This window comes from Spiroplasma endosymbiont of Monopis laevigella (assembly GCF_964019975.1).
In the GTDB taxonomy this organism is placed as follows: Bacteria; Bacillota_I; Bacilli_A; order Mycoplasmatales; family VBWQ01; genus Spiroplasma_E; species Spiroplasma_E ixodetis_A.
In genome coordinates, this window is sequence record NZ_OZ026473.1 from 787,074 (window position 1) to 810,369 (window position 23,296).

A 23,296-nucleotide genomic window follows, 5' to 3' on the forward strand; every position below is an offset into this window, starting at 1 on the left:
TTATGAATTTAGAACAATATTTAGATGAAATTATTAAATTTTTACAAAGTGAAGTAAAAAAAGCAAATGCCAAAGGTTTAATTGTTGGTTTAAGTGGTGGTGTTGACTCGGCAGTAGTAGCATTATTGATTAAAAAAGCTTTTCCTAATGATCATTTAGCATTAATTATGCCTTGTTTTTCACCAGATATTGATTTAGAATATGCAAATAATTTAGTTAATATTCATAAATTAAATGCCAAAGTAGTTAATTTAAATAATGTTTTTTTAAGTTTTAAAAAAACATTAGAAACTGAAATTAATATAGAAAAATCAAAATTAATTTTAGGAAATTTAAAAGCTAGATTAAGAATGAATACTCTTTATGCATATGCACAAAATCATAATTATTTAGTTGTAGGAACAGATAATAGTGACGAATGACACATTGGTTATTTTACTAAATATGGTGATGGTGGTGTTGATTTATTACCAATTATTCATTTGTTAAAAAAAGATGTTTTTGCTGCATCAAAGATATTAAAAGTTAATGAAGAGATCATTATTCGTAAGCCAACTGCTGGTTTATGAGATGGACAAACCGATGAAATGGAAATGCAATTTAAGTATGAACAATTAGATCAATATTTACTAGGAAATAAATCATTAATACCATCATCAGTAATTAATAAAATTGAATTTATGCATCAGAATAGTGCACACAAAAGAATACCTGTACCGCAAGCTCCAAAATGAACAAGAAAAAAATAAAGGAATGAGAATATGGCTGGACATTCACAATATGCAAATATTAAACATCGTAAAGATGCCCAAGATAACAAACGTGGTAAAATTTTTCAAAAATTATCAAGAGAAATTTATGTTGCTGTTAAATTAGGTGGTGCAAATGTTGAAAATAATCCACGATTAAAATTAATGTTAGAAAAAGCACGACGTATAAATATGCCAAAGGATAATATTAATCGTGCTATTAATAAAGCTAGTAATAAAAATGAAACAACTAATTATGAAGCAGTCACTTATGAAGGATATGGACCAAGTAATATTGCCATAATTATTCATTGTTTAACTGATAATAAAAATCGAACTGCAAGTAATATTCGAAGTTATTTTAATAAATTGGGTGGTCATTTAGCTGCTACTAATTCTGTTCAATATTTATTTCAAACAACGGGGGTAATTCAATTTTCAAGTTTATTATCAGTTGAAGAAATATTGGAGTTAATAATTGATTTTGAAATTTTTAATATTGAAAAAAATGAAGATATTATTGATATTGAAGTTAATCCTAAACAGTTAAATGCTGTAACTAATTTATTAGAAAAAAATAATATTAATGATTTTATTAGTAATGAAATTGTTAATATTCCCCATGAATTGATTACCATTACTGATCAACAACAAATTAAATTAATTGATATATTGTTAGAAACAATTGAAAATGATGATGATGTGCTTTCAATTGAACATAATTTTAAAAAATAAAAAGGTTTATTTTTCTTTTTCATCTAATTAATAGTAAGAATAGAAAAGGAGGAATAAGTTATGGATGAATATTTTTAGGTATTATTAAAGAATTTTATGAAAATAAAATTATTTTTGAATGTAATGATCATGGATATATTATTGAAGGTGTTAATTTACAAACATTACCATTAAATATTAAAGTAAAAATTTATGTTTATTTTCATCAAAAACCAACTTATGAACAATTTTTTGGGTTTGTATCAAAACCAATAAAAACCTTTTTTATTCACTTACTTAATATTAGTAATATTGGACCAAAAACTGCTTTAAGATTATTAAATCAACTATCACTTGATAGTATTAAGTTGGCTATAAGCAAACAAGATTATAAGATATTGCAACAGTGTAAAGGTATAACTCATAAAATTGCTAATAATATTATTAATTATTTTAGTAATCATATTAAAGTAGTAAGTAATTTAACAACTAGTCAAAATGAAAAATCAGATTTAGTATTTGATACATTATTAAAATTAGGTTTTAGTTCAATAGTAATTAATAATTTTTTATTAAGAAATATTAATTGAGATTTGGAAGTTGAAGAAATTATTGCATTAGCTATTAAGGAAATAAAATATGGGTATTAGTAGTTTTAATAATTTTGTTGGACAAAATAATGTTATTGAACGTATTCTAATTTTAATCCAAGGTAGTAAAATTCAAAATATTGCTTTAAGTCATATTTTATTGATTGGTCCTCTTGGTATTGGAAAAACAACTATTGCACGATTAATAGCAGAAGAATTGCAAGTAAATTTTCATAGTTTAGAAGGAACAAGCATTAATAAAACTAGTGATATTATTAGTATTTTAGCAAATATCAAACAATCTGATATAGTTTTTATTGATGAAATTCATGTTGTTAACTATGAAATATTAGAAGTATTATATTCTGCATTAGAAGGTAATTTTATTAATATTATGATTGGTAAAGATTATAATAATAAAATTGTTAAAATTAATTTACCCACTTTTACATTTATTGGTGCTACTAATAAAGTAGGAATCTTAACTAAAGCGTTGATAAGTCGTATTCCTAATATTTTACAATTATCTGATTATAATTATCAGGATATTAAAAGTATTATTTCACAAGTTTCTTTGAGTTTAAATTGAAAATTAGAAAATAATATAATAAATATTATTACTAATCATTGTTGTAATATTCCGCGACTCATTATTAACATCATTAAACAATTGTATAATTATTGCGTTGTTATGAATGTAGATTTAAATGAAACTAATATTTTGCAAATTTATCCTTTAGGGTTAGATAGTTTACAATTGGCATATTTAGCATTGTTTAATAATGTAAATTTAGATAAAAGTTTGAGTATTGAAACTATTTGTCAACTTTTGAATGAAGAAAGAAAAAATCTTGAAATTCATTATGAACCTTGACTTATTCATTGTGGTTTAATTACTAAGACAACTAAGGGTCGTAAAATAACAATTATTGGTAAAGAGTATATTAATAATAATATAATTTTATTTAGAAAATAATTATTTTTGATATTACTGTAAAACAATTGTTATTTATAACGAATGTTGGTATTCTTATATAGTGCTTAAATAATATACAATCTATGTTTATACAAATAAATTGATTTAGGAGTGAAGAAATATGAACACTTCTTCTAAGACAAGAAAAACTAAAAATCTTGGATTTTTTTTAAGAATTTTTAGTTTAATAATTATTGTTTCTACAATAATAATTTCAGTAGTGTTTAGTGCTAAATATGTTGAAAATAATAGTAAATTAAGTATTGAGTTTGCTGGTGGTTATCAAACACAAGTTCAATATGATGGTAAAGGTAAACAAAAAGATGTTATTAATTTATTAAAAGACAGAGTTGACCCTTTAGGTACTAGTAACGTTGACATTGAAAGCATTACTAGCAGTAATAATAATAAGTATAATTTAGCGTTGAGTAAAGATGCGGGAGTTGATATTTCTACTTTTGTTCATAGTGTATCACGACGTGGTTATTCTTATATTGTTGATAAAGATGGTAATGACTTATTAGCAACCGAAAAGAAAGATGACAAAGATACTACTTGAACAAAAAGAGATAAAAGATTATTAACTAGTGATGTGTTTTCTGCTATTAAAGCTGTTAATAATTCTGTTACTCATCGCCCAGAACTTGTTTTTGATGTTAAAAATGATTCAGTTTTAAAAGAACTTACTTCTGCCAAAGAAAATACATTTTACATTTACTCAGATATTGGTCAGTTATTAGATTATATTCGAAGTAGTATGGAGGGTATTCGCTCCCTTGCTTTTATAATTGATAATCTTAAAAATGATACTGATGGTAAGATTAAAGCATCATTAACATCATTATTAGATAATAATACACCAGGTCTTGGTAAAGGTACTGATATTTTAGCTAGAGCTAAAGCACAAGACCCTACTTTAGCACGACTATTAAATCCTAATCAAAATGGTCAATTTGGTATTAATTGAATTTATTCTGATAATTTAGGTTCAGTTCATAGTCTTTCTGTTGATACTAATGATGAAAAAAATACATATGATCCTGCTAATCGCTTTGATCCTTTTGCTTCCCCTATTGTTGGTTCACCTATGAATGCATGATTGCCTTATATTAAAGATTTATTACGTTTACCAGATGTTTCAGATATTTTACATGAAGATGTTATTGATTATCGTTATATTCCATATTGAGTTGGTGAAGTTAAAGTAACTAACAATAGTATTTCAATTAATTCAGATACTTTTAATCTTGAAACAGTTGAACAAATGAAAAGTGTTTTAACATCAGGATTGTCAAAAAATAATTTTACTATGTTATCTTATGCTAATGTTAGTCCAACGCTAGGTGCAACATCTTTAAAAATTGCAGTTGTTATTATTATATTAGTTACCTTTGTTCTTATGACTATTGTTCTGTTTTATTATCGTATGTTAGGAGTTATTGTTCTAATTATAATATCATTATTTTTATTATTTACTATTGTTAGTTTTGTTTTCATTAATGGCATAATTGCTCCTGAAAGCGTAATTGCTTTAATTATTGGTTTTGCACTATTATTAGATACGATTATTAATTTGTTGGAACGTTTTAAAAATGAATATATGCAAGGTAAAACTTTGATTAGTGCTTTTAAATCAGCAAATAAGAAAACATTATCTTCTTCATTAGATTGTAGCGCTATTATTTTAATTGTTAATTTAACTATTTTCTGATTTGGAACTCGTGCTATCAAAGGTTTTATTATTATGACTTCTATTGCTACTTTTGGTGTAATTATTTTTGGAATTATCTTATTAAGATTAATGTTATGAACATTATTACGAAATAACTGGTTAGAAAATAAACCTCAACTTTTAGGAACTAATAATATTAGTAGAAAAAGCACTATAGTTTTAAATAATTCAATAGATACAAATAATATTAAAACTGATGATAAAAAAATAAAAAAACAATTAATTTCAGAAAAATGTCAGTTTAAAATTAATTATAAAAATAAAGTTAAAGCATTAATTAAAAAATTTAAAGTTGATAAGCAGCAATTAAAAAAAGAACATAGTAAATCAAGATCAGTTTATAAGTCAAAAGTAAAAGATTTAAAATTAAATCTTTTACAAGAAATTAATAAATTGAAACAAGAATTAATTAATGCATTAAAACCGTTAAAAATTCAAATAGTTAAAGCAAAAGACAAAAAAATATTAGTTAATTTTAAAAATGTTTTTTCAAAACTTAAAATAAGTAACTGAAATTATTTTCATAAATTAACAAAATGAATTCTTTCAGGTTCTGCTGTTATTGTTCTTGCTTCAGGTATTACTTATGGTGTAATTGGTTCTAATTTTGGTTCTGGTTTTGATCAACGAACTGATTTTATTGGAATGGGTACAATTACTCAATATCCAAGTGATCCTAGTTACAATATTATTAAAGAAGCAGAATTAGCAAAAGATTTTATTAATAAAGAAATTCAAAATAATAGTCAATTTAGTAAATATTTTAAAAATATTAATTTTTCCTTAATTGCTGGTGGTGAAGGAAAACCATATCAGTTTAAGATTATTGTTCAAACAACAGTAAATTCTCAAAGTATGCAGCAAAGGTTTAAGAATTTTTTAGGAGAGATTACTAGAAATTGAAAACAAGAATCTATTTTACAATGAGGAGAAATTGATCTAGTTGTTGCTAAGTCAGGTGTAGATTTATTGGTTAATATGATTATTTCAATTGCTTTATCTTTTATTGTTATTTTAATTTATATTATTATTAGATTTCAATTGACTTATGTTATTCCTTTAATTTTAGCTATTATTTTTAGTTTACTAATGACACTTGCTATTATTAGTATTTTCCAAATTGTAATTTCTACTTCAATTGTTGGAATATTATTGGGAGTAATGATTTTAACAATAATTAGTATTATGTCAATTTTTGATAATATTCGTGAAATTAAGATTAATAATAATCAAACACAAGTTATTAGCACAGAAGAAATAATTCAAATTTCAAATAAAAGTGTTCAAAAGGCTTTACCAAGAACATTAGTTATTAATGGTGTAGTATTAATAACATCAGTAATTGTTATGTTTATTATTCCTAGTTTCTGAATAGTTAGTTTATCATTATTAATAGGTTGTATAGTAAGTTTAGTATCATCTTACTTTATTGCTCCTTTTATTTGAACTTATTTTGAGAAATGAAGAGTTTATAGATATAAAAAACGTATTAATAAAATTAAAAAACATTTCATTGGTGCAGATGAATATGTTATTAAAGGTATTAATGAATAGGTGGTTGCAATGACAAAAGAATCATTAAAAAAAATTATTATTAATATTCCTGATTTTCCAATTAAATGTATCCAATTTAAAGATATTAACCCAATATTAAGTAATCCAGAAGCATTTCAAAGTGTTGTTAATATTTTTGTAGATTTTATTAAAAAATGTGGAGCAACAGCAATTTTAGCACCTGAAGCAAGAGGATTTATTTTTGGTGCTGCTATAGCATATAAGTTGGGTATTAAATTAGTTCTTGCACGTAAAAAAGGTAAATTACCAGGTAAAACCTATAAAGTAACTTATGATTTAGAGTACGGTACTGCTATATTAGAAATGCAGCAAAATGTACTTTCAACAAAAGATAAAGTAGTAATAATTGATGATTTGATTGCAACTTCAGGGACAATTAATGCTTGTCTTAATTTAATAAAGCAAAGTAACGCTCAATCAGTTGGTATTGCTGCTTTAATTTCGCTTTCTGAATTTGCTAATAAACATCATTTTGATAATATTCCGCTGTTAGAAATAATTAAGTTTTAATAAGTAGTAAATAATGAATAATTTAACTTGTAAAGATTTTAATCAATTATTAGCGGAAGCAAAAACATTTATCAAAGATCCTAAGCAAATTACAAAAATTAAAGTAGCTTATGAATATGCATTATTAAAACATAAAGATCAATATCGAAAGAATGGTGATCCTTATGTTTATCATGTTTTATCAACAGCATACAATTTAGTATTATGGCATTTAGATGTCTCTTCAATACAAGCAGGATTTTTACATGATATTTTAGAAGATACACCAACAACTTTTGATGAGTTAGTAGCAGAATTTGGTTTGGAAGTTGCTAATTTAGTTTTAGCTGTAACTAAAGTTAGCCATTTTGCAAAAGAAAAAAGAAATGAAATTAAAGCTAATTATTTACGTAAATTATATTTAAGTTTAGCTCATGATATTCGTGTCATTATTATTAAAATGGCAGATCGTTTACATAATATTAGAACTATTAATTTTTTAAATCCTGAAAAACAAATAATTATTGCTAAAGAAACTTTAGAAGTTTATGCTTCTATTGCTCATCGTCTAGGTATGCGTAAATTACAATCAGAACTAGAAGATCGTTCTTTTGCAGTATTACATCCTAAAGAGTATAAAAAAATTGATAACCTTATTAATTTAGATCGTGAAAAACGTGAAAAATTAGTTAATGAAATTATTAAAGAATTAAGTAAAACATTATCACAACATAAAAATTTAATTTTTAAAATTTATGGTCGTAGTAAACACTTATATTCTATTTATCGTAAAATGTATTATTTTGGAAAAGATTTTGATGATATACATGATATTTTAGCAATTAGAGTTGTTACTAATTCTATTGATAGTTGTTATGCCATTTTGGGTTATATTCATCAAAGTTTTACTCCTGTTCCGGGTAGATTTAAAGATTATATTGCAACACCAAAAAATAATATGTATCAATCATTACATACATCTGTTGTTTTTGATAATGAAATTTATGAATTACAAATTAGAACTGAAGAAATGGAAGATTTTGCTGAAGCAGGTGCAGCTTCGCATTGAAGATATAAAGAAGGGGAAAATAAAAATCCTAAGAAACGTCAAGCAGAAATTGATGAAAAATTAAATATTTTTCAAGAAATATTAAATTTAAATGACTTAAATCCAAATGTTGATGAAAACATATTAGCAGATAATATTGCCAAAGATAATAATTTAGAAAAAGAAATTCGACAAGATATTTTTAGTGATTTAATTTATGTATTAACTCCAAATGGTAATGTTATAACATTACCATTTGGTTCAACTGTTTTAGATTTTGCTTTTAAAGTTCATACTGAAATTGGTGAAACAACAGTGGGTGCAAGAATAAATGGTATTTATTCTCCTATTAATACTGTTTTAAAATCAGGGGATATTGTTGAAATTAAAACTGCTAAAACTGCACGTCCTTCTCGTGATTGATTAAATATTGTTAAGACCAATTTTGCTCAACATAAAATAAAAAAATATTTAAATAATCAGCAAGAAAAATTTAATCAAGAAAATAAAATTAAAGATACAGAAAACAAAGAGAAAATAAAAAAAACAAAGGAAAAAATAGAAGAATATATTATTGAAAATCACATTCGTTGAAAAATTGCAAAACGTAATGTTATTATGTCAAGAATTAGATCATTAAAATATAAAACGTATGAAGATTTTTGCTTAGATGTTGCTAATGGAACTTATACAATTGAACAGGCGGTTACTACTATTTTATATAGTGATTCAGCAACATTTCAAGAATTAAAAACTAAACAACAAACAACAATGAATTTAAGTAGTAATAATGAAATTATTATTGAAAATGCCCCCAATACTAAAACATCATTGGCTCATTGTTGCTTACCTATTCCTGATGAACCAATTGCGGGTTATATTACTAAAGGGCAAGGTATTAAAGTTCATCGTTTAATTTGTCCTAATGTTAGTTTGCCAGAGCGGAAAGAACGTATTATTGATACTAAGTGAAATTTATTAGCAACCAGTCATCATCTTTATAATTCAAAAATTCAAATTCAATATTTAGATCGACCAGCATTGATGACTGATGTTTTAAATATTTTGGGCTATTTAAAGGCACAAATTCAAAGTATTGATGCTAATAATAAACTTAAGGAAAATCATGGAAGTTTAAAAATTTTAATTAAAGTTTCTAATATTGAACGTTTACATCAAATTATTTCATCAATTAAAAAAATTCCTGATATTATTGCAATAAACAGAATAATTATGTAATATTTTAGTATAATATTTTCAGCATTTAAAAGTAAATTTAGGGTAAACATTAAGAGACGGTGTGGTTGGTGCAAACACTGGTTAACTAATTTTATGACATTAAATAGCTTGTATTATTAATTAATTAAATATGATAAATTATAATTAAGTGCATTTATTTTGTAAATGAATTAGGATGGTACCGCGTTAAGAAACGTTCCTAAAATAAAGGAACGTTTTTTTAGAAGATTTATTTTTTATTAAAAGGAGTAAAAAAAAGTATGCAATTTCAAAAGCCAAGAGGAACACGTGATATGTATAATGAAGAGGTTATTATATATCGTAATATTATTAAATCTTTAACACAGTGTGCAATTAAATATAATTATCAAGAATTTATTACTCCTATTTTTGAAAATGCTCAACTATTTTTACGAGCTGTGGGAGATACAACTGATATTATTCAGAAAGAAATTTATCAATTTAATGATAAAAATGATAGATTATTAGCTCTTCGTCCTGAAGGAACAGCAGGTATTGTTCGTGCTATAATTGAAAATAAATTATATAAATCTAAGCAAACGTTAAAGTATTTTTATTATGGTTCGATGTTTCGATATGAAAGACCTCAAAAAGGGCGTCAACGTCAATTTAATCAATTTGGTATCGAAACTGTTGGTGTTAAACATCCTTTAGTTGATGTTGAAGTAATGATGATGGCCTTAGAAATGATAAAAAGTTTTTCAATACCAAATTTAACTTTAAATATTAATTATTTTGGATCTAATGAAACAAAAAATAAATATCAAATAGCACTTAAAGAACAATTATTAAATCAAAGTAAGCAATTGTGTGAAAATTGTCAAATTAGAGTTAATGTATCACCACTAAGAGTTCTTGATTGTAAAATTTGTACTAAATTAAATTTAGAAATACCATATTTAAATGATTTTTTAACTAATGAAGAAAAAACATATTTTACAACTATTATTAATAGTTTAAAAAATAATAAAGTTAATTTTATTATTGATGAGCATTTAGTTCGTGGTTTAGATTATTATAATGGTATTATTTTTGAAATAACTACTATTGATTCACGAATTGGTGAAAGTCAAAATACTTTACTTGGTGGTGGTAGATATGATAATTTATTTAATGAATTGGGCTCACCATTAAAAATTCCTGCTATTGGTTTTGCAATTGGTATTGAAAGATTAATGTTATTATTGGTAGAAAATAAAAATATTAATAAACCACCAATTATTGATTTACAAATTATTGCTTTAAGCGAATTAGGATTAATAATGGCTTCCGATTTATTATTACAATTACGTAAAGAAAATTATCATATTGATATGGAATATAATTTATATCAAGATAAAAATAAGTCACAGATTATTGATCGTAGTTTAGCCAAAAATATACTATTTTTAAAAGAAAAAAATCAGGTTAGTTTTTATTCTTTTGTTAAAAAAGAAATGATAAAATTAATTTTTGATACTGAACAGCAATTGCTTAGTAAGGTTAAAAATCTATTATTAGAGGAGAATGAAGAATATGGAAAAACTCTTTAGAACTCATACATGTGGTAATTTAACGCAGGATGATATTACAAAAGAAATTATTATTAGTGGTTGAGTTAAAGATATTCGTATTAATAAATTTGGTATTTTTATTGATTTACGTGATATGTACGGAACAACACAAGTCATTGTTAAACCAGATAACGGATATTATCAAGAAATAAAAAATGTTAAAGTTGAATCTGTTTTAAAAGTAATTGGAACAGTTGTCTTACGAAAAAATAAAGATGCAAAAACTGCTAATGATATGATTGAAGTAGTAGCAAAAGATATTGAAATATTAAGCAATTCTATTAATTTACCATTTGTTATTAAAAATGATAATACGCTTGCTAGTGAAGAATTACGTTTACAATATCGCTATTTAGATTTAAGAAGACCAGCAATGAATTATAATATTAAATTTAAACACCAAGTTCTTAGTTGTTTACGAACATTTTTGAATCAAAATAATTTTTTAGAAATTGATACTCCTTGCTTAACAAAATCAACACCAGAAGGTGCTCGTGATTTTTTAGTTCCTGCTCGTATTCAAAAAAAACATTTTTATGCTTTACCACAATCACCACAAATTTATAAGCAATTATTAATGATATCAGGTATTGACAAATATTATCAAATCGCTAAATGTTTTCGTGATGAAGATTTTCGTGCTGATAGACAACCCGAATTTCAACAATTAGACTTAGAAATGGCATTTACTACTAGTAAAGAAATTAAATTAATAGTAGAAAATATGCTAATAAGTCTTTTTAATACTTTAAAAATTGGTAATATTCCTTCAACATTTTCATCAATTACCTATGATCAAGCAATGGATTTATATGGTAGTGATAAACCCGATTTACGTTGTACATGTAAGTTAATAAATATTAATATTAACAATAATAGTGATGGATTTATTTATAAGGGTTTTATAGTTAATGATAAAATGAACGAAACAACTATAAAAAAATTAACAGAAATTAGCAATCAGCATGGAGGAAAAACATTAATAATTTATGACTTAATTAAGAAAAAAATTATTCATAATAATTCTAAAGTAAAGTTTGATGATTTAGTTTTATCAGAAGAAATATCAAAAATAAAATATAATAATAATTTTTTAATTTTCGTATATGAACAACAAGATATTGCTAATAAAGTTATGGGTGCTATTAGAAGTTTTTATATTAATGATTTGTCAAAACGAATTAATCATAAAGATTTTATGAATAATATTGAAAACTTTGAATTTATTTGAATTATTGATTGACCAATGTTTGAACAGGAAGAAAATAAATGACAAGCTTGTCATCATCCTTTTACAAGTCCAAAAAATCCTGAAAAATTATTAGATATAAAAAATAAAGATTTAGGAACTTTAACTGCAGATGCTTATGATTTGGTTTTAAATGGTTTTGAAATTGCTGGTGGGAGCATTAGAATTCATGATTATAAATTACAGAAAAAGATTTTTGAATTATTAGATTTAAGTAAAACAGAAATTGAAAATAAATTTGGTTTTTTCTTATCAGCTTTTAATTACGGAGTTCCTCCACATGGTGGTATTGCTTTTGGCATTGATCGTTTATTAATGCTTTTAATTAAGAATGAATCAATTCGTGATACTATTGCTTTTCCTAAAAATAATCGTGGTATTTGTTTATTAACAAATAGTCCTAGTGAAATTTCATCTGATCAGTTATCAATATTAAATTTGGAATTTAAGAAGTAAAATTTTAATTTTAAAGTGATTAGAAGTTTAATAAAATTAGAAAATATAAATATTAAAAATCTCTAATGAAAAATAATTAAATTATTTTTCATTAGAGATTAATTATGTAATTTAATTGAAATCAATTTTTCAATAATGTTAAATTAATAATTATTAATTTCAATTATATTTTTTTGATATTTGTTAATATTCAAGTTCAATAAATGGTTCACTATCTTTGGTTTTTAGATGTCATATAGCTGGTAAATTTTTTTGAACTAAAGTAAAGACATTATTTGTTGCTAAACATTTATAAAGTGAACCATCATCAGTTTTAGTTTTTCCATCTCCGTTTCATGTAGTAACATATAAAAAATTTGTATTTTTATTAAAAACTAATGATAGTACTCCCCCTTTTATTCCAGACATTGGTTTAAAGTTTGTTTCTCCTGCTAAACATTTGTAAACTTCACCATTACTAGGAGATTGATATGAACCGGTTCAAACTCCTGCATAAATATTATCATCATTGTCAAAAGTTAAAGAAGAAACAGATTTATTTATACCATCCATTTTTTTAAAAGTATTTTGATTTTTTTGATATTTATAAACGTTACCTTTAAAACTACTGGATGGGTTACACTGGATGGGTTACACTTTATTGGACACTAATTACATAGACAAGTGAACAAATTAGTTAAAAGAAAGGAATTATAATTATGGTCACTATTAACTCATATTCAGATGAATTTAAAAAACAAATAGTAGCTTTATATCAAAGTGGCAAATCAGTATCTTGCCTTGTTAAAGAATACAATGTTACAAGAGCAGCTACTTACAATTGAATTAAGCAATTTACTAATTCAGGTAGTTTTAAAACTAAAGATAATCTTTCAGATTTAGAAAAACAATTAATTCAAGCAAATAAAGAATTAAAACAGTTACGAATGGAAATTGATATTTTAAAGCAAGCAGCACTAATAATAGGCAGAAAGTAGAGATTATTGCAAATAATAAATCTAAATATAAAATTCGCACAATGTGTCATTTTTTAAAACTCTCTAAATCAACATATTATTTTAATTTAAAGAAAAAAAATAAAATTCAAAATAATATTTATGAACAAGCTGTTATTAGTGCTTTTAAAGAAAATAAAGAAGTTTATGGTACTAGAAGATTAAAAGTCATACTAGCAAACCAAGAAATTTATTTATCACGCAGAAAAATTAAAGAAATTATGAATAAGCATAATTTAATATCAAAATACACTAAATTATCATTCAAAAATTATCATAATAAAGTCAATGATAGTCAAATAACCAATCTTGTTAATAGAAACTTTAATAATAGAATTAAAAATGAAGTTATTGTTAGTGATTTAACTTATGTTCAAGTTAATGGTAAATGAAACTATATTTGCCTATTAATCGACCTATTTAACCGCGAAATTATTGGACATAGTGTTGGAGTTAAAAAAGATGCATCATTAGTATATCAAGCATTTATGCAATCAAATCACTGTTTAAAAGATATTGAAATATTTCATACTGATCGCGGTAATGAATTCAATAATAAAACTATTGATAAACTTTTATTAGCTTTCAACATAACTCGATCTTTAAGCAAAAAAGGATGTCCTTATGACAATGCTGTTGCTGAAGCAACTTTTAAAACTTTCAAAATTGAATTTATTAATGATAAAAATTTTACATCATTAATCCAATTAAAATTAGAATTATTTGATTACATCAATTGATATAACAACATAAGAATTCACAGTACTCTAAACTACCTAACTCCAATTAGTTATCAAAAACAAATGTCTACCAAAAAATAGTCCTAAAAAGGGTTGCCATTCCAAATTACCATTAAATGGTTAGTATATTTTATTAGGTATCACTCCACTTTTTATTTATCCATGCAAGTCCACATGCTAGCTACTATTTTTAACAACTGTGTTGTAGTTCACTTTTTTAGTTCCCTAACACGTGTTGATAATAGCGTTAAAGAGGGTTATTAAAAATTTTAAAATTTTACAATTACAAAAAAAGACAAGATTTTTATTCTCATCTTTTGTCATTTATTTTTAATTTAAGGATTTAAAAAAGAAAGGAGCTATTTTTAAAACTTTTTAGTTATCGACATCTTCGGTACGCTCCCAAAAACTAAAATATTAATTTTATTTTCATTATTAATGAAGATAGCTTTAATACCTTGATAATTAAAAATAAATAAAGTTAACTTAATTATTTGCGTAATACTAAAAGTAAAAAAACATTTAAAAAAGATTTAAAAATAAACGAAAAACTAAAATATATATAAAAATAAAAGGAATGACAGAAAAAATATTAATAGCATTTAATAAATTCAATGTTTGATTAGGAATAGCAACTAAATTGAAAAATAAATTTACAAAAAGAAGCAAAAAACTAATAAATTGTAAAGTATATTTTCTTTCCATATTATTATTAATTCCTAAAAAGAAACTAAAAATAAAAAAATAAAAAGTTAAAAGAGGCTTTTTAATAATCTGTGTATCTTTGTTTTACAAAGTTACTAATTTAGATTAATTCTGTCTTCAAATTTTATCATAAAATGAGCAATTGCTGTATTTCAATTTTGAATAGGCAATGTTCATTTTTTTGTTATATTTTCAATTGCCAAGTAAAATATTTTGAAAACTGCCATATCATTAGGAAAAACTTTTTTATTTCTGATGATTTTTCGTAATTGACTATTAACAGATTCAATAGCATTTGTAGTATAAATCACTCTTTTGATTTCTACTGGATAACTAATAAAAACCATTAAATTATCTCAATTTTTATATCAAGATTTAGTAATTTGAGGATATTGTTTATTTCATTTACTTTCAAACGATTCTAAAGCTTGCATTGCTTGTTCTTCACTACATGCACTATAAATTGGTTTTAAATCTGCAACTAGACCTTTTCGATGTTTGTATGAAACATATTTTAAACTATTTCTAATTTGATGAACAATGCATAATTGATGTTCTGTTTTAGGATAAACTGATTGTATTGCTTCTGACATGCCTGTTAAATTATCACTACAAGCAATAAGAATATCATTTAAGCCACGATTTTTCATTTCTGTGAAATTAGATAATCAAAACTTAGAACCTTCATTTTCACTAATTCATAATCCTAAAACATCTTTTTTGCCTTCTAAATCAACTCCTAATGCTATATAAACTGATTTGTTAATAATCCGTTTATCTTGTCGTACTTTAACTACTATACAATCAAAATAAACAATAGGATAAATACTTTCTAATGGTCGATTTTGTCATGCTTTAACATCATCAATAACATCATCAGTAATTTGACTAATAACACTTTCACTAATATCAGCACCATGATATAACTCTTGCAACTGCATTCTAATGTCAGATAATGTCATTCCTTTTGCATACAAGGAAAGAACTTGTTGATCAAAACCATCAAATCTTCTTTGCCTTTTAGGAACTATTACAGGAGTAAAATTACTATTGCGATCTCTTGGTACATCAATTTCAATTTTACCTTGTTGAGTTATTAATTTTTTTGAACTTGTACCATTACGAGCATTTTCAGTAGTACTATGTTGATTTTTTTCATATCCTAAATAATTTTGCATTTCAGAATTCAACATTTTTTCAACTAATCTTTTTGTTAATTCTTTATATAAACCGCTAGGTTTAAAAACTGTTGTTAAATCTTCAGTATTTTCTAGTAATAAATCTACTGCTTTTGATATTGGATCATTATTATTAAAGTTATCTTTTTTAGCCATCTGTAACTCACTCTTTCTAGTCATTTAATTATATTTACTAGAATTAATTAAACATAGTTATTTTTGTAAGTTACACAGATGGCTAAACATTTCCTATGGCAGTTTTCAAAATATTTTACTTGGCAATTGAAAATATAACAAAAAAATGAACATTGCCTATTCAAAATTGAAATACAGCAATTGCTCATTTTATGATAAAATTTGAAGACAGAATTAATCTAAATTAGTAACTTTGTAAAACAAAGATACACAGATTATTAAAAAGCCTCTTACGAGCATTGTCACTATTACTATGTTGATTCTTTTCATATCCCAAATAATTTTGCATCTCAGAATTCAACATTTTTTCTACTAATCTTTTTGTTAATTCTTTATATAAACCGCCAGGTTTAAAAACTTTTGTTAAATCTTCAGTATTTTCTAGTAATAAATCTACTGCTTTTGATATTGGATCATTATTATTAATATTTTGCTTTTTAGCCATCTGTAACTCACTCTTTCTAGTCATTTAATTATATTTACTATAATTAATTAAACATAGTTATTTTTGTAAGTTACACAGATTACTAAACATTACCAGTTAAAAGTGTAAAAATAGAAATAAAATAATTTAACATCATAAAATTTTGAAAACAATAAACTTGAGTAACTTGTAAACTATTATTAAAAACAATATTGTATGGTAAAATTTGCGTTAATAAAAACATTAATAACAATAAATAAAAAATCTTTTGATAACTAATATTACCAAAAACATGTTTTCTTTGAAAATTTAATATTTTATAATTAATAACTAATTTATTTTTAATAATTTTAAAAAATAAATATGCAAACAAAAAAATTCATAATAAAAACATTAAAAAAGAAAAATTTGAAAAAAAATATTCATATTACTTTACTACTTTCTTTAATATTTATTAAGAACTTACTTAATGAGTTAGATTATACCAAAATATAATTTTTCTTAAATAAAAAATGAAATAAAGAATAAAATAATTAAATCTAATTAATATAAATTTTAATTTTAAATAAAATACCCTTTCTTCAAACAAATCATAAATGTTTATTCAAAACAATTTATTTGTCTAAAGAAAGGGATAAAAAACTAATTTAAATATATTTTCAAAAATAAATTTAATTTTATAAGTCAATTTTAATATCTTGACGATCGCTATCTGATGCAAGAAAGTAATCTTTTGAAACTAAATTTAATGTTGATGCTACAACATTACTTGGAAAGGTTTTAATTTCACTATTGAACACTTTAACATTAGCATTATAAAATCTTCTAGCAGCAGCAATATTATCTTCACAATCTTTGGCACCTGATTGTAATTGTAAAACAGTAGTATTTGCTTTTAAATCAGGATAATTTTCTAATAAAGCATTAAATTTTCCAAAAGCTGCATTAAGTCCACTATCTGCTTTTGAAAGATCACTCATTGTTTCCATTTTTCCACTTCGTAAAGATACAACATCTGTTAATGTACTTTTTTCAAATTTCATATAACCTTTAGTAGCATCTACTAATTTTGTTAATAAATCAAAACGACGCTTTAATTGTACATCAATATCAGAAGCAGTTTCTTCAATTGATTGTTGTAATCTTAGAAAATTATTACGAGAAACAATAAATAAAATTATTGGAAATATTAAAACAAAAGATAAATAAACCATAATTTTTCCAAATAGTGACGGTTGGGCAGTAAATGATTCATTGCTAGGTTTAATTGTTGACATAATTTTCTCCTTTCTTATCAATATCTAATAACAAACTATGTTTAATAACTAGTCCATTCTTGGTAAGTTAAATATTATTTACACACTAAACCATAATAATTTTACTATATTTTTAAATTTAAGTAATGTATTTTTTTAAGTTTTTATTTAAGCTTATAATATTTTTTATTTAAATTTATACTAAAATAATTACCTTTGCCAATAATAATATGATCAACTAAGGTAATATTAAAAACCTGAAAATTTTTTTTAATTTCTTCGGTGATATATAAATCAGATAGTGAGGGTTCACTATTACCACTAGGATGATTATGAATACAAATTACTTTACTTGATTTATGAATAAGTGCCAGATGCAACATATCTTTAACATCAATTTTCATAGTATCATTAGTACCCTTATATAATAAATTTTGATGAATTAATTTATTTTGATTATTTAATAATAATAAATAAAAATGTTCTTGCGTTAAATTTTGATAATATGCATTAACTAAATTAAAAACATCTTCGGGAATAATAATTTTAAAATATTTTTTTTGACTTTCAATAGTTCTTATTCTTTTTACTATTTCTAAACAACTTAAAATTTCTAAAGCCTTACTAACACCAATACCTTTAATAATCATTAAAGATTTAATAGTTACTTTATTTAAATTTTCAAGACCGGAAATGTTTAGTAATCTGTGTAACTTACAAAAATAACTATGTTTAATTAATTCTAGTAAATATAATTAAATGACTAGAAAGAGTGAGTTACAGATGGCTAAAAAAGATAACTTTAATAATAATGATCCAATATCAAAAGCAGTAGATTTATTACTAGAAAATACTGAAGATTTAACAACAGTTTTTAAACCTGGCGGTTTATATAAAGAATTAACAAAAAGATTAGTTGAAAAAATGTTGAATTCTGAAATGCAGGAAATGTTTAGTAATCTGTGTAACTTACAAAAATAACTATGTTTAATTAATTCTAGTAAATATAATTAAATGACTAGAAAGAGTGAGTTACAGATGGCTAAAAAGCAAAATATTAATAATAATGATCCAATATCAAAAGCAGTAGATTTATTATTAGAAAATACTGAAGATTTAACAAAAGTTTTTAAAGAGGGAGGGTTGTATAAAGAATTAACAAAAAGATTAGTAGAAAAAATGTTGAATTCTGAGATGCAAAATTATTTAGGATATGAAAAAAATCAACATAGTACTACTGAAAATGCTCGTAATGGTACAAGTTCAAAAAAATTAATAACTCAACAAGGTAAAATTGAAATTGATGTACCAAGAGATCGCAATAGTAATTTTACTCCTGTAATAGTTCCTAAAAGGCAAAGAAGATTTGATGGTTTTGATCAACAAGTTCTTTCCTTGTATGCAAAAGGAATGACATTATCTGACATTAGAATGCAGTTGCAAGAGTTATATCATGGTGCTGATATTAGTGAAAGTGTTATTAGTCAAATTACTGATGATGTTATTGATGATGTTAAAGCATGACAAAATCGACCATTAGAAAGTATTTATCCTATTGTTTATTTTGATTGTATAGTAGTTAAAGTACGACAAGATAAACGGATTATTAACAAATCAGTTTATATAGCATTAGGAGTTGATTTAGAAGGCAAAAAAGATGTTTTAGGATTATGAATTAGTGAAAATGAAGGTTCTAAGTTTTGATTATCTAATTTCACAGAAATGAAAAATCGTGGCTTAAATGATATTCTTATTGCTTGTAGTGATAATTTAACAGGCATGTCAGAAGCAATACAATCAGTTTATCCTAAAACAGAACATCAATTATGCATTGTTCATCAAATTAGAAATAGTTTAAAATATGTTTCATACAAACATCGAAAAGGTCTAGTTGCAGATTTAAAACCAATTTATAGTGCATGTAGTGAAGAACAAGCAATGCAAGCTTTAGAATCGTTTGAAAGTAAATGAAATAAACAATATCCTCAAATTACTAAATCTTGATATAAAAATTGAGATAATTTAATGGTTTTTATTAGTTATCCAGTAGAAATCAAAAGAGTGATTTATACTACAAATGCTATTGAATCTGTAAATAGTCAATTACGAAAAATCATCAGAAATAAAAAAGTTTTTCCTAATGATATGGTAGTTTTCAAAATATTTTACTTGGCAATTGAAAATATAACAAAAAAATGAACATTGCCTATTCAAAATTTAAATACAGCAATTGCTTATTTTATGATAAAATTTGAAGACAGAATTAATCTAAATTAGTAACTTTGTAAAACAAAGATACACAGATTATTAAAAAGCCTCATCAAAACCATCAAATCTTCTTTGCCTTTTAGGAACTATTACAGGAGTAAAATTACTATTGCGATCTCTTGGTACATCAATTTCAATTTTACCTTGTTGAGTTATTAATTTTTTTGAACTTGTACCATTACGAGCATTTTCAGTAGTACTATGTTGATTTTTTTCATATCCTAAATAATTTTGCATTTCAGAATTCAACATTTTTTCAACTAATCTTTTTGTTAATTCTTTATATAAACCGCCAGGTTTAAAAACTGTTGTTAAATCTTCAGTATTTTCTAGTAATAAATCTACTGCTTTTGATATTGGATCATTATTATTAAAGTTATCTTTTTTAGCCATCTGTAACTCACTCTTTCTAGTCATTTAATTATATTTACTAGAATTAATTAAACATAGTTATTTTTGTAAGTTACACAGATTACTAAACATTTCCTTGTAATTTTATGTTTTTATTTATATTTACTTAATTGATCTATTGCAGCAATGAAAGCATTATTTTTTTTAATTTTTAGTTGTATTTTAAAATTTAATAAAAAAACTATTCATCCAATTTCTATTCTTAGTTTTAGTGCTTATTGTTGTCTTTGTTTATGACCTTTACAATTCTATCTTTTAGGATTTCAACTTTCTTTTGGTATTACTTTTTTGATTTTATTTATTAATAATAAATTTAAAAAATATAGTTATTGGATTAGAATGTTATCGATTAATTTTGTTTTATTTTTATTCACTATTCCTATTCAGTGACAAATAAATCATGGTTTTAGTTTATTAACTGTTGCATATTTATTATTTTTTACACCAATCATTATTTTTTGTGATGTTATTTTATTTTTAAATTTATTTTTAAATTCAATTTTAAGTTTTTTTGTTTCTCCAATTTTAAATTTTTTAATTATTATTATTAAGTTAATAAATATGAGTAATATTTGAATTCCGACTTTTAAAATTGAAATTTGAATTTTACAACTTTATTTTTTAATTTTAATAGTTATTTATAACTGTTGATGATATTTTAATTGAAGAATGTTAACAGTTATTATTATTAATTTTGTTTTACTTTCAACATTATGAATGAATAGTATTATTAAACCTTATTATGAATTAACAATGATTAATGTTGGTAATGCTATGAGTTTTTTAATAACTAGTCCTTATAATAAATCTGCTATTTTAATTGATGCGGGCACAGAAGATTTAAAACCAAATAATCCAACTATTTATAATTATCTTTCAGCAAAAGGAATTCATAGTTTAAAAGCAGTATTTTTAACTCATCATGATTTAGATCATATTAGTAATATTGGATTTTTGAAAATGAACTTAAAAATAGATAAAATTTATGAAAATACCAATCAATTATCGCAATATGTTATTGATGGTTTTAATCCAATTCATAATTTAGTTTATGGTTTTAATTTGCAATATGTTTCTGAAAATAATAAAAGTTTAGTTTTATTATTAAAAGTTTATAATTATAAAATTTTATTTACTGGTGATATTGAAGAACAAACCGAAAATTTATTAGTTAACACCCATGTATTAAGTAAAATTAATATTTTACAAGTTCCTCACCATGGTTCAAAAACTTCATCAACTATTAGTTTTTTAAAAACTCTTAATCCAGAACTAGCATTAATTTCCGGACATTATCAAAAACGAAGACAGTTTCCCAATATTGAAACATTGAATAATCTTAAAAAAATTAATGCTCAAGTTTATTATTCGGGAAAAAATAAAACTGTGATTATAAGAATATATATGAAACATTATGATATTATAACGTTAATATAAACTGATATAATAATATTGTGAGATTAGAAATAGTATTTATATTATTCATGTTCAATATGAGTATTTAGTAAAAGTATTGAATAATTAAAAGAAAATTACTTTTTAGAAAAGAAAGCTAAAAAATATATAATTAAAACAAAAGGGGAAAAAATATGAAAAAAATAAATCATTTATTAAAAATTTTGTTGTTACCTTCAATGTTAATAACTACTATTACATCCAATAGCAAGGCAGAAAAAACAGTTACTGATTATCATCAATTATACGTTCTTGGTGATAGTCTTTCTGATACTGGTAGTTTTGTTGGAGCTGGGAGTGACTTTGTCCAAAAATCACCATTAGCACCTTTATGAGTCGCTCAAGTAGAATTAGGAGATCCATATTATTTAAATCGCTCTTTCAGCAATGGTAAGGTTGCAGCTGAAATTTTAGCTAATAAATTACATTTAAACTTACAAGCAGGATGAAAATATACGATTTTAAATGATGCAGCAACTTATGAACAATTTGGTAATAACTATGCGGTTGGAGGCGCTGTTGCAGCTGAAAATGATTCATGAACAGGAGAATTTTATTCAAATCGTTTTAGCCTTCAACATCAAATGGCTGCTTTATTATCTCAACATCAAAATTTACAAAGTGATGATTTAGTCTTTCTTGAATCAGGAAATAATGATATGTTGGCTGCTATTGATAGTGGTAACTATTATAAAGGACTTGATATTATTTATAATGCAATTATAAAAGAAGGAGATATAATTCAAGAATTAATTAATAAAGGCATTCAACATATTGTTGCTACTGATGTTCCAGATTTTAGTCTTGTCCCAAAATATTATGGAACTAAATCGCAAGTTTTAGCAAAACAATTATCTGATGCTTATAAAACACTTTGAAATCATGAGATATCTTTATATACAAATAATTATCCTAATTTTATTAGAAGATTTAGTTTAAGAGAAGAATTAAGTAAATATGCGTTGATATTTCAACAAGAAGGAAAAAATATTACTCAAAATGCAATTGAATCTGATTATGCTCATATGGCATTAGATGGTGCTGTTACAGCAACATATGTTAATGGTTCAACAAAAGAAACATTAAATAATTATTTCTTCTTTGATGAAGTTCATCCAACAACATTAGTGCATCAAGCATTTGCTGAAGATCTTTATAATTTAGTTGAAAAGTGATAATGTTTTAAAACATTAGATATAACAATTAGTATATAAGATAAAAGTTCAAATTTGGAATATTATCAAAAACGAAAGTGTTTTCCGAATATTGAAACACTGA

18 protein-coding genes and 4 pseudogenes are annotated in these 23,296 nt (G+C 24.0%); 15 read left to right on the forward strand and 7 right to left on the reverse strand.

Annotation, left to right across the window (positions count from 1 at the left end; all coding sequences use genetic code 4):
• The first annotated feature begins 2 nt into the window (after window positions 1-2).
• The 9 genes from nadE (at window position 3) to aspS (ending at window position 12,391) form a co-directional block, all read left to right on the forward strand.
• Complete coding sequence (nadE, locus tag AACK94_RS04325; RefSeq protein ID WP_338975272.1) at window positions 3-749, forward strand: NAD(+) synthase; 747 nt, start codon at window positions 3-5, stop codon at window positions 747-749.
• A gap of 12 nt (window positions 750-761) precedes the next feature.
• Window positions 762-1,484 (forward strand): YebC/PmpR family DNA-binding transcriptional regulator, encoded by a 723-nt coding sequence (locus AACK94_RS04330; protein WP_338975273.1) that lies wholly within the window; start codon window positions 762-764, stop codon window positions 1,482-1,484.
• Between the two features lie 83 nt (window positions 1,485-1,567).
• Entirely contained in the window at window positions 1,568-2,113 is a 546-nt protein-coding gene (ruvA, locus tag AACK94_RS04335) for a Holliday junction branch migration protein RuvA (protein WP_338976336.1), read from the forward strand.
• Complete coding sequence (locus AACK94_RS04340) at window positions 2,103-3,029, forward strand: AAA family ATPase (protein WP_338975274.1); 927 nt, start codon at window positions 2,103-2,105, stop codon at window positions 3,027-3,029. Before ruvA ends, AACK94_RS04340 begins: the two co-directional genes overlap by 11 nt.
• A 121-nt stretch (window positions 3,030-3,150) precedes the next feature.
• Complete coding sequence (gene secDF / locus AACK94_RS04345; protein WP_338975275.1) at window positions 3,151-6,315, forward strand: protein translocase subunit SecDF; 3,165 nt, start codon at window positions 3,151-3,153, stop codon at window positions 6,313-6,315.
• Between the two features lie 9 nt (window positions 6,316-6,324).
• Window positions 6,325-6,846 (forward strand): adenine phosphoribosyltransferase, encoded by a 522-nt coding sequence (locus AACK94_RS04350; RefSeq protein WP_338975276.1) that lies wholly within the window; start codon window positions 6,325-6,327, stop codon window positions 6,844-6,846.
• Between the two features lie 13 nt (window positions 6,847-6,859).
• Window positions 6,860-9,112 carry a RelA/SpoT family protein gene (locus AACK94_RS04355; RefSeq protein WP_338975277.1) on the forward strand — a complete coding sequence of 751 codons (2,253 nt, stop codon included), beginning with the start codon at window positions 6,860-6,862 and terminating at the stop codon, window positions 9,110-9,112.
• 260 nt (window positions 9,113-9,372) lie between these two features.
• Entirely contained in the window at window positions 9,373-10,665 is a 1,293-nt protein-coding gene (gene hisS / locus AACK94_RS04360) for a histidine--tRNA ligase (RefSeq protein WP_338975278.1), read from the forward strand.
• Window positions 10,649-12,391 (forward strand): aspartate--tRNA ligase, encoded by a 1,743-nt coding sequence (gene aspS / locus AACK94_RS04365; protein WP_338975279.1) that lies wholly within the window; start codon window positions 10,649-10,651, stop codon window positions 12,389-12,391. The genes hisS and aspS overlap by 17 nt, the downstream gene beginning before the upstream one ends.
• Before the next feature lie 183 nt (window positions 12,392-12,574).
• Here aspS and AACK94_RS04370 read toward each other — a convergent pair whose 3' ends face one another.
• Window positions 12,575-12,943: a hypothetical protein gene (locus AACK94_RS04370; RefSeq protein ID WP_338975280.1), complete on the reverse strand. Its 369-nt coding sequence runs from the start codon at window positions 12,941-12,943 to the stop codon at window positions 12,575-12,577.
• Window positions 12,944-13,089: 146 nt separating this feature from the next.
• Here AACK94_RS04370 and AACK94_RS04375 point away from each other — a divergent pair.
• Window positions 13,090-14,207, forward strand: a protein-coding gene (locus AACK94_RS04375) for an IS3 family transposase (protein ID WP_338975281.1) whose coding sequence is annotated in 2 segments (ribosomal slippage) — window positions 13,090-13,360 and window positions 13,360-14,207 — 1,119 coding nt in all. Because the reading frame shifts where the segments join, the coding sequence is not laid out codon by codon here.
• 719 nt (window positions 14,208-14,926) lie between these two features.
• Here the strand turns inward: AACK94_RS04375 and AACK94_RS04380 are convergent.
• A complete protein-coding gene (locus tag AACK94_RS04380; protein WP_338975571.1) occupies window positions 14,927-16,165 on the reverse strand; it encodes an IS256 family transposase in 1,239 nt (412 codons plus the stop codon).
• 98 nt (window positions 16,166-16,263) lie between these two features.
• On the opposite strand from AACK94_RS04380, the pseudogene AACK94_RS04385 reads away from it, so the two are divergent.
• A pseudogene (locus tag AACK94_RS04385) lies at window positions 16,264-16,392 on the forward strand (IS256 family transposase); the annotation flags it as partial.
• A gap of 44 nt (window positions 16,393-16,436) precedes the next feature.
• Here the strand turns inward: AACK94_RS04385 and AACK94_RS04390 are convergent.
• The 4 genes and pseudogenes from AACK94_RS04390 to radC form a co-directional block, all read right to left on the reverse strand.
• Window positions 16,437-16,649, reverse strand: a pseudogene (locus AACK94_RS04390) (IS256 family transposase); the annotation flags it as partial.
• 82 nt (window positions 16,650-16,731) lie between these two features.
• Window positions 16,732-17,022 carry a hypothetical protein gene (locus AACK94_RS04395; RefSeq protein WP_338975283.1) on the reverse strand — a complete coding sequence of 97 codons (291 nt, stop codon included), beginning with the start codon at window positions 17,020-17,022 and terminating at the stop codon, window positions 16,732-16,734.
• Window positions 17,023-17,305: 283 nt separating this feature from the next.
• Window positions 17,306-17,905: a LemA family protein gene (locus tag AACK94_RS04400; protein ID WP_338975284.1), complete on the reverse strand. Its 600-nt coding sequence runs from the start codon at window positions 17,903-17,905 to the stop codon at window positions 17,306-17,308.
• A 143-nt stretch (window positions 17,906-18,048) separates the two neighbouring features.
• A complete protein-coding gene (gene radC / locus AACK94_RS04405) occupies window positions 18,049-18,639 on the reverse strand; it encodes a RadC family protein (RefSeq protein WP_338976338.1) in 591 nt (196 codons plus the stop codon).
• 28 nt (window positions 18,640-18,667) lie between these two features.
• Between radC and AACK94_RS04410 the strand changes: the two are divergent.
• Together AACK94_RS04410 and AACK94_RS04415 are read left to right on the forward strand one after the other, a co-directional pair.
• Window positions 18,668-18,829: pseudogene (locus tag AACK94_RS04410) on the forward strand (IS256 family transposase); the annotation flags it as partial.
• A gap of 93 nt (window positions 18,830-18,922) precedes the next feature.
• Window positions 18,923-20,161 (forward strand): IS256 family transposase, encoded by a 1,239-nt coding sequence (locus tag AACK94_RS04415; RefSeq protein WP_338976339.1) that lies wholly within the window; start codon window positions 18,923-18,925, stop codon window positions 20,159-20,161.
• Window positions 20,162-20,200: 39 nt separating this feature from the next.
• Here AACK94_RS04415 and AACK94_RS04420 read toward each other — a convergent pair.
• Window positions 20,201-20,545 (reverse strand): annotated as a pseudogene (locus tag AACK94_RS04420) (transposase); the annotation flags it as partial.
• A gap of 357 nt (window positions 20,546-20,902) precedes the next feature.
• Here AACK94_RS04420 and AACK94_RS04425 point away from each other — a divergent pair.
• Window positions 20,903-22,000: an MBL fold metallo-hydrolase gene (locus AACK94_RS04425; protein ID WP_338975287.1), complete on the forward strand. Its 1,098-nt coding sequence runs from the start codon at window positions 20,903-20,905 to the stop codon at window positions 21,998-22,000.
• A gap of 152 nt (window positions 22,001-22,152) precedes the next feature.
• Entirely contained in the window at window positions 22,153-23,196 is a 1,044-nt protein-coding gene (locus AACK94_RS04430; RefSeq protein ID WP_338975288.1) for an SGNH/GDSL hydrolase family protein, read from the forward strand.
• The last annotated feature ends 100 nt before the right edge of the window (window positions 23,197-23,296 follow it).